At 37.9% G+C, this 6,245-nt stretch carries 5 protein-coding genes and 1 pseudogene; all 6 read right to left on the reverse strand.

Annotated elements, in window-relative coordinates:
- A partial coding sequence (locus A9Z07_RS15100) for an AraC family transcriptional regulator (protein WP_069579711.1) occupies positions 1–799 on the reverse strand: 799 nt, incomplete at its 3' end.
- 39 nt (positions 800–838) lie between these two features.
- Positions 839–1,987, reverse strand: a complete 1,149-nt coding sequence (locus A9Z07_RS15105) for an NADH-dependent flavin oxidoreductase (RefSeq protein ID WP_069579712.1) — start codon at positions 1,985–1,987, stop codon at positions 839–841.
- 111 nt (positions 1,988–2,098) lie between these two features.
- Positions 2,099–2,968, reverse strand: a complete 870-nt coding sequence (locus tag A9Z07_RS15110) for an AraC family transcriptional regulator (RefSeq protein WP_069579713.1) — start codon at positions 2,966–2,968, stop codon at positions 2,099–2,101.
- A 218-nt stretch (positions 2,969–3,186) separates the two neighbouring features.
- A pseudogene (locus tag A9Z07_RS15115) lies at positions 3,187–3,543 on the reverse strand (hypothetical protein); the annotation flags it as partial.
- Positions 3,544–3,632: 89 nt separating this feature from the next.
- Positions 3,633–4,868 carry an OmpP1/FadL family transporter gene (locus A9Z07_RS15120; RefSeq protein ID WP_069579714.1) on the reverse strand — a complete coding sequence of 412 codons (1,236 nt, stop codon included), beginning with the start codon at positions 4,866–4,868 and terminating at the stop codon, positions 3,633–3,635.
- A gap of 123 nt (positions 4,869–4,991) precedes the next feature.
- Positions 4,992–6,245: flavin monoamine oxidase family protein (locus tag A9Z07_RS15125; protein WP_069579715.1), on the reverse strand; the 1,254-nt coding region annotated here is incomplete at its 5' end.

The raw sequence follows: 6,245 nt of genomic DNA on the forward strand, positions 1-6,245 counted from the left end.
CCAGCCCAGCAGCATGACCTACATCTACCTCCCCATTTAACATCAAATGACGGGCTTCCTGTAAGCGGAGTTGCTTTTGGTACTGTAACGGGCTCATGCCTGTAATTTCTCGAAAATGCTGTCTAAACGTCGATGGACTCATAAAAACCTGATCAGCCAGATCATCCATCTGAATTTGTTGAATAAAATTATGCTTCAACCATGATACTGCTTTTTCAATTTTGCTATTCACAGAGCCTGTTTTAACTAATTGACGCAGATAGACACCATTTGGCCCTGTTAATAAACGAATCATGATCTCTTGCTGAATAATAGGCGACAACTGAGATAATAAAGCAGGCTCATCTAGTAAATTTACCAAACGATTTATTGATTCAATCAGAGGATAGTCAATGGCTTGAATACCGAAAGATGGTTGTGTTTTCTCTTGGAAATCCAATTGTCCAAGTTGAGAAGCCATTTTCCTAATCATTGCTACATCAAGTAAAAGCAATAATCCTAAAAAGGGTTTATGACCTATAGTACAACGTGTATGGCTAATCACTGGAATATCAATCGTTGTAAGCATTGATTGTCCTGGGGTATACGTAAAAATTTCTTCCCCAATAATGACTTGCTTTTCACCTTGTAAAACAATGCCCAAACCTAAGTTATAAATACAATGTGTTGCACTTGGCTCCGAACGTCGGTGCAAGGATAATCTAGCAATTGCAGTTTGATGATCGCCATCAGTTTGACTGAGACGATCAACAGTTTTTGCCAGTGAAGTAATGACATCATTGGTATTTTCATCGTACATTTTTGTCTCCTTGCGCCAGTCAATTCAGAATCAAGCCCTCTAAGCATTCTCTATTTGCTTAATTGGAAACCAGCCTTTTGTTGTCTGGATCACCTGTTGTAACTTATCTGGAATCACAAGTTCAGGCATTTTTTCTAAATCAAGTTCAGTTGCAATTTCATCAGCGCGATTAGTTTGCGCTAACTTCATCCATTCTGGATTTATAATCAACCCCTTACCTACAGCGACAAAGGAGAGTCCCCAATTTAGTGCCATCTTTGCTTGATCAGGCGTCAAAATCTTACCCGCAGCCATAACAGGTAATTGATCACCAACATAGTCAATTACTTGCTTGATAATAAGTTGATCATCAATAGCATTGATAGGTTTTGAATTGAGTAAATCAACCAATGAAACATGCAGATAATCAATTTCAGCATCGATTAGACGATCAATCAGCTGTAAACTATCAGCTATGCGTAAGCCTCCTTCGTCATACTCCTCAACTGAAATACGGTAGCCTAAAGCAAAAGGTTTTTTGGCATATTGCTGAATCACACGCTTTACTTCTTTAACAACTTCAATAGGAAAACGCATACGTTTTTCCAGTGAGCCACCCCATTCATCTTCACGCTGATTGAATAATGGAGAAAAGAAATTTTGGATTAAAAAGCCATGCGCTCCATGTAACTCAATGCCATCAAATCCAGCTTCAATCGCTCTTCGAGTTGTCTGACCAAAAGCTTGAATTACGCCTAAAATTTCCTGATGCGACAAGGCACGACTTTTTAATTGACCATCATTAAATGGTCCAGCAGGTGCTGCTAAATTACTTGCACTGACCAAGTCACTATTTGGGATTAAACTCGGCACAGCTTTATTGCCCGCATGAAAAATTTGCAAAATAGCAGGAGCTCCACCACTTTTTGCAGCATTTGCTAGCGAAGTTAAACTTGGAGTAAAGCGATCATCAAATGCAGCAAACTCATTGGTAAAGCCAATACCATTTTCCTGAACATGGGTACAACCTGTAATCACAAGCCCAACCTCTTGAGCTCGCTGGCTTATATATTTGAGTTCTTGCTCAGAAACCGTACCATCTTCATTTCCAGACCATGTCGTCATTGGAGCCATGACAATTCGATTACGTAAGGTAATCCCATCAACTAACTCAGAGGGTACAAATAAAGTAGAGTCATTTATAGACATCTCAGCTACCTAAAATAATAAATCAAATATTTATAAGTAGTATAGAAAGTGAGAAAGCTTACAAATTGCCTAAAATGACGAGTTATTTGCCTATTATATTTAATTAAGCACTTAACTTTGTTTCAAACGCTGAACATCACGCTGTGGGGATTCCCCAAATAAACGACTGTATTCTCTACTAAATTGTGATGCACTTTCATAACCGACTAAGTTCGCTGCTCGACCAGCATCTAAATTTTTATTTAGCATCAAATGCCTAGCTTCCTGTAACCGGAGTTGTTTTTGATACTGTAATGGGCTCATACCCGTAATTTCTCGAAAATGCTGTCTAAATGTAGATGGACTCATGAATGCCCTTTCTGCTAAATCGTCCATTCGAATAGGCTGGGTGTAGTTATTTTTCAACCAATTCACGAGTCGAAGATAAATACCTTGTGAACTATTTAATATCCTAACGATAATCTCTTTTTGAATTAAATGTGCTAGATGAGGAATCATAGCAGGCTCTTCTAATACTTTAACCAATCTCAATACTGCATCCGTAAGAGGATCATCTGTCCAATCTACTGAAAACGAATCATGAATCTCCGCTGAAGATAAAGGTTCATCTTCGATTGGCATATTTGCTACGACTTCATTCACCATCTGAAGATCGAGTAAAAGCAAAACAGCTAAAAATGGTTTATTAGAGGAAGCTTGAACAACATGTGACGTAGCGGGTAAATCTATAGTCGTCAGCATACTTTGACCTTCAAAGCATTGATAGACTTTTTCACCAATTACAATCTCTTTTTGCCCTTGTAAAATAAGCCCCACACCTAAATTATAAATACAATGTGTGCTTTCTGTTGGGCTCATTCTGTTATGAAAAGAAAGTCCTGAAATATTAGAAACATGATCTCCCTCTGTTTCAGCAAAATGTGAAACAGCTTGGACAAGTTGCACTAAATTTTTATTTCTCTCAGTTGCGACAAGTGGCATAGATGTCAAAAATCCAATCAATAACTTAATTTTTTTAGCATGTCTGCTTTATACAGTATATATGGTTTTAGTAATCAGAAACCTATCATTAAATATAAAAAAATCAACAATTTAAATAAAAAATATGCCAAGTAAGCAGACTAATAACTCTCTCAATCAAGATTTAACCAAAAAATAAATAAATCTTCATGAAAAGGCATCATTTGATGCCTAATTTGTTAACTCATAGCCTGAACCGACTGCTGCAACCTTTTCTGAATGCCCTTAACATGACTCAGGTCATGCGTTTGTTGATGCTGTTCTGGCTTTGATTCATCGTTATAAAATTCCTCAACAATATCCAAGCCCTCTTCACCTCCCACCTCAAAGCTGGCATTGGCATAGCCTTGCCTTGCCACATGATCCAATGCCTCCTGATAAAATCCTGCTGCCTTACTCTACTCGTCAATATGTTTGGCTGACGTAATTGTCTTCTGCAAATTCACACCATCACGTAAAGTTAAATCCACTTAATAGATTAGAGTACGATAACTTTGTGTCGTACTTTTGCCTCTCAGAGTAAGTTGCAAAGTTAGACTTATTCTTTGTATATTTTGATGAGTTAGAATTCTGACTTATTAAAATTTTAAGAAGTGGCTGAACTCAGCCATTCCTTTACTTGCATCTAGAACCGATATCCAAATTTCAAACCATATGCAATCGAAGAATTATTTTTAAAATCAGCCTGCTCGGCATTTTCCTTAATCCCCGTAATTGGAAGATAATATGTTCCATCTTCCGCAATAGCATCTCCTAACCAAAAATACTTAATACTGGTGGCAATAAAATAGTTAGGGGTTGGGTTGTATTGGATGCCCAAACCTAATCCCCAAGCACCTTTTGTAGGATTGAGAGAAGATGCTGGATTACCTGTTCCTGAATCCCAACTCACCTCAGAACCAATACTTAGTTTTTCAGAAATCTGATGACCTAAGCCAATAGCTGCATATAACTGGTCTTTCCGATGGCTATCAAGATCAAAGCCTTGGTCGTAAGTTCCTCCAGTCAACTCGGAAGTAATTGCCTGAGTGATGGCACCAAATTGTGTCGGACGAATATTAAATTTTTTCCAATTCACCCAACGTAAGTTTATAAACGCCAGAGTGCTTTGGTTAACACCAGTCTGAAAGTCTAGATTGATAGATTGAGGGGTGGTAATTTTGGTTTTTTCGAACGAGGTAACATTGATTGGTTGATCATAAATCGACTCTTCAACATTCATCTCATGTTTTATTTTCGATCTATAGGTAACTGCCAGTTTAAGTTCAATATCTGGTATTTGATAACTCATACCAGCGAGCCATCCTATTGCTGAATCCTCTTTAAAATTAGCATCATAACCATTAAAAAATGTTGTATATGCATTACCTCTTAAAGCAACATCTCCTTTAATAGTCTGATAAACAGGACCTAAATAGAGTTGGATATTTTGATATGGTTTTACCCCTAGAATCATACTGATATTTTGTGAGTCTACATTTACAGATGTTCCCTCTTTTAAATTTTTAGTCTCAGAATATGAATTATTTTGTTTTACTGGATACAAAACATCTGCTCCAAAAGGCTGATCATAGATCAAACCAAAGGCAAAGTATTCATTTAGCTGTAACTTTAAAGCGGCATTATAATATTGAAAAGACTGCGCCATATCGCCGGTACGTAGGTCTTGAGGATTATCTACCAATTGCGGGTTATTTCTTACTTTCCCTGAAATCTTTGGGTCAATAACGAATATATTTGCCTCTGCATAATTTCCTTTTTCTAAAAAAGGTAGAATTGATTGTCCCGACTCATCCAAGGCTGAAGCATACACATTACTTACGAGCGTCATCCCTGTTAAACATAGTATTAAAAATTTCATTTTTACATCCTTTGTATTTTCCATTTTCATTCATGCTGTTTGGATCTTGCCAAGCAGCCTTGATCTTGAGTTAAAGCATTCTTTGCTTTAGCAATTTCCTTACCTGCTTTTTTAAATTTCTATCTACTTATGAATTAATTCTGCTGCTGCTCTAATTCCGGACTGCAAAGCACCATCCAAATATCCCATCCACTCTGTAGCAGTTTCAGTTCCCGCCCAATGGATACGACCAAATGGCTCACGTATGCAATCGCCGTAGGTTGTCATTGTTCCTGGGGGCATATGAGCAACATATCCTCCTTCAGACCATTCTTCTTTTAGCCAGTCCTGCTCAACATACTCAATGGGTTGAGCTGCCTGTTCACCAAAGAAATGAACAAAGTTATCTATAACTTTCTGCCGACGTGTTTTTTCATCCATTGCACTTAAAGTAATGGCATGGTCTGCCTCAATTAGGCCGACGAGAATACCTTTACTTTCATCCTGTGGTGATTGATCAAATACGACACTTACAGGGACATCCAAACCTACTGCTGCCCCGCTAAAGTTTTGAAGCCTCCAAAATGGCTTGTTATATGCAAGATGAACTTTTATGACTGCTCCCATCACCATGCTTTGCAACATTTTCAGACGCTTAGTAGGTAATGGTGGGAGATATTCAATCTTGGATGCTAATACTGGAGGTATCGCGACAATCACATTTTTTGCAAGATAAACTTTATTTTGAGTAAATACTTTTACTAATTGCTCGTTTTGTTCAACCCTTAATACAGGCGTATTCAGTATTAAACTTTCATGCAGCGTATCGGCCATTCTTTTTGGTATTTGCCACGCACTTCCCAGAAATTTATCTTGTTGAGCACAGCCTTTTGTACCTAACAGAACTTCAATTCCATGTCCTTGTCGAAGATATTCAAGAAAAAATAAATAGGACAGTTGTGATGCATTGCAACAAAACACTGCACTTGAAACAGTCCGTACAAAGTCTTTAGCACCATCTGTATAGACATTTTTGTTTATCCAGCTTTCTAAAGTCTCGCCATCCCATTCTTGGGCTTTAGGCGCTAACCAAGGCTGTCCTACAGGTAAAGTATTCATTTCCTTGTCCCAACGCCTTTGGATCAATGCTAATTCAATGAGAGAAAGAACTGATAATTTTGGAAGATCTGACTTGTAATGCTGTACTTTTCCATTTCTACTTAATATATGAGTACCTTTAACATACTGTTCATATGTTTGTACTCCCATGTCTTTTGCTTCTGCAAGCAGCAATTCTTGTTGGGGGCCAACCCATTGTCCACCTAGATCAATAGCGTTTCCACAGATCTCTCCTGTTTTAGATCGCCCACCAACTCTATCTCTTGCTTCTAGAAGCAA

Origin of the sequence: Acinetobacter sp. YK3 (genome assembly GCF_001729365.1) — a bacterium.
GTDB classification, from domain to species: Bacteria; Pseudomonadota; Gammaproteobacteria; order Pseudomonadales; family Moraxellaceae; genus Acinetobacter; species Acinetobacter vivianii.

Coding starts and splice junctions, on each gene's coding strand:
- A9Z07_RS15105 (WP_069579712.1), bottom strand. CDS start 1,987: ATGTCTATAAATGACTCTACTTTATTTGTACCCTCTGAGTTAGTTGAT.
- A9Z07_RS15120 (WP_069579714.1), bottom strand. CDS start 4,868: ATGAAATTTTTAATACTATGTTTAACAGGGATGACGCTCGTAAGTAAT.
- A9Z07_RS15110 (WP_069579713.1), bottom strand. CDS start 2,968: ATGCCACTTGTCGCAACTGAGAGAAATAAAAATTTAGTGCAACTTGTC.